This is a genomic window from Lachnoclostridium sp. MSJ-17 (genome assembly GCF_018918205.1).
Classification (GTDB): Bacteria; Bacillota; Clostridia; order Oscillospirales; family Acutalibacteraceae; genus Ruminococcoides.
In genome coordinates this window covers 1-2,008 of sequence record NZ_JAHLQB010000120.1, presented here as the reverse complement: position 1 = coordinate 2,008, position 2,008 = coordinate 1, and the positions used below count along the sequence as shown (strand labels likewise).

General features: G+C 50.9%; 2 protein-coding genes and 1 tRNA gene. 1 reads left to right on the top strand and 2 read right to left on the bottom strand.

Annotated elements, in window-relative coordinates; translation table 11 throughout:
• Positions 1 to 27 precede the first annotated feature (27 nt).
• A tRNA-Pro gene (locus tag KQI64_RS09895) sits at positions 28 to 104 on the top strand.
• A gap of 89 nt (positions 105 to 193) precedes the next feature.
• On the opposite strand, the gene dapB is transcribed toward KQI64_RS09895, so the two are convergent.
• Both dapB and dapA read right to left on the bottom strand, forming a co-directional pair.
• Positions 194 to 955, bottom strand: a complete 762-nt coding sequence (gene dapB, locus KQI64_RS09890) for a 4-hydroxy-tetrahydrodipicolinate reductase (protein ID WP_186833118.1) — start codon at positions 953 to 955, stop codon at positions 194 to 196.
• A gap of 69 nt (positions 956 to 1,024) precedes the next feature.
• Complete coding sequence (gene dapA, locus KQI64_RS09885; RefSeq protein ID WP_186833119.1) at positions 1,025 to 1,921, bottom strand: 4-hydroxy-tetrahydrodipicolinate synthase; 897 nt, start codon at positions 1,919 to 1,921, stop codon at positions 1,025 to 1,027.
• Positions 1,922 to 2,008: the final 87 nt, after the last annotated feature.

Sequence of the window (2,008 nt, the reverse complement as noted above, 5' to 3'; positions counted from 1 at the left end):
CCTCGAGTTTCTCGAGGCTGTTTTTTTCGAGGTGTAGCGCAGTTTGGTAGCGCACATCGTTCGGGACGATGGGGTCGCAAGTTCGAATCTTGTCACCTCGACCATTAGAGACGGTTTTTCAGCCGTCTCTTTTTCTTTATATAGAAACCGACTCAGAACACTGTTGTTCCGAGCCGGCTAATTTTTTATTTAATTAAAACTTATCCGCTAACAGGTCGGACATTGAATACATACCCGCACCCTGCTTTGCGAGGAATACAGCGGCGTTTACCGCACCTACAGCGAATACTTCCTTGGACTGCGCCTGATGGGTGATCGTAACTACCTCATCGTGTCCCGCGAAAATCACCTCGTGCTCGCCGACGATTGTGCCGCCGCGTACAGAATGGATACCGATTTCGTTCTTGGTGCGCTTCCTGCGCATCGTGTGGCGGTCATATATGTACTGCGGCTCCTGCGGAAGCGTCTCGGAGATACCGTCGGCAATCATCAGAGCAGTTCCGCTGGGAGCGTCAAGCTTGAGATTGTGGTGCTTCTCAAGAATCTCGATATCAAAGCTGCCGCCGAGCACCTTTGCCGCCTGCTTGGACAGCTCGATCAGCAGGTTTATTCCGAGGGACATGTTGCCGGAGTAAAAAATCGCTATCTTCTCACCTGCTGCCTTGATTTTCTCAACCTGCTCGGTCGAGTAACCCGTGGTGCAGATTACGCAGGGTACGCTGTGCTTCTCGGCAAAGGCGAGCATTCCGTCGAGAGCGGCGGGATTAGAGAAATCAATGATCACGTCGGGCTTTTCCTGAACCTCGTCAAAGCTCTTGTATACGGCAAAATCGTGCTTATTCTCACCGAAGGCGTCGATGCCGAAAAGCGTCTGAGCCTCGGGATTTTCCTTTACGGCAGAAGCTACGAAATAACCCATCTTTCCGTTGCAGCCGACTATGGCTATATTAGTCATTTTGAAATTCCCCCTTGAATTGATTAGAAAAGAGGGCGGACAAAGCCCGCCCTTTTTGATCTCTATAGTTTATACCTTATCGAGCAAATCGTACTTTGCAAGACAATCCTTGAGGTCGTGATAACCTGCTACGCTCATGGGTACGAGGGGCAGCTTGCACTCGCCCGCATCAAAACCGTAAAGGTTCATAGCGGTCTTGATCGGAATGGGATTGACGTCGCTGAACATAATGTTCATGAGCTCGAGATAGTGGAAGTGCAGCTTCTGAGCCTCGGCGAAATTATTCTCGAGGCAGAGCTGGCAAATCTGATGCATTTCTGTCGGGCAGATATTGGCGAAAACCGAGATAACGCCGAGAGCACCGAGTGACATGAAGGGTACGGTCTGGTCGTCGTTGCCCGAATAGATATCGAGGTTGTCTCCGCAGAGAGAGCGGATCAGCGCTACCTGAGAGATATTGCCGCTCGCTTCCTTGATAGCGCGGATATTATCGTGACGGCTGAGCTCAAGACAGGTCTTGGGCTGGATATTGCAGCCTGTACGCGAGGGTACGTTGTAAAGAATCACAGGAATATCTACAGAATCGGCAATCACGTTAAAGTGCTTTACCAGACCTGCCTGTGAGGTCTTGTTGTAATAGGGTGTTACGCTGAGAATCGCGTCGGCACCTGTCTTTTGCGCCTCACGCGAGAGCATAACAGCAGTTGAGGTATCATTGCTGCCTGTGCCTGCGATAACGGGAATTCTTCCGTTGATCTTCTCAGACACAAACGACAGTACCTCGCAGTGCTCCTTCTCGGAAAGAGTCGCAGCCTCCCCCGTTGTACCGCATGCAATTATCGCATCGGTACCGTTGGCGACGTGGAACTCAAGCAGCTGCTCAAGGACAGGGTAATTAACCTTGCCGTCTGAAGTAATCGGGGTAATCAAAGCTACGCCCGATCCTGTAAAAATGTGGTCTGACATAAAATTTCCTCCGAATCAATCCATATAACCTTCGGCGCAGAGGAGCTCGGCGAGTAATACAGCGCCGCCTGCCGCGCCTCTTAATGT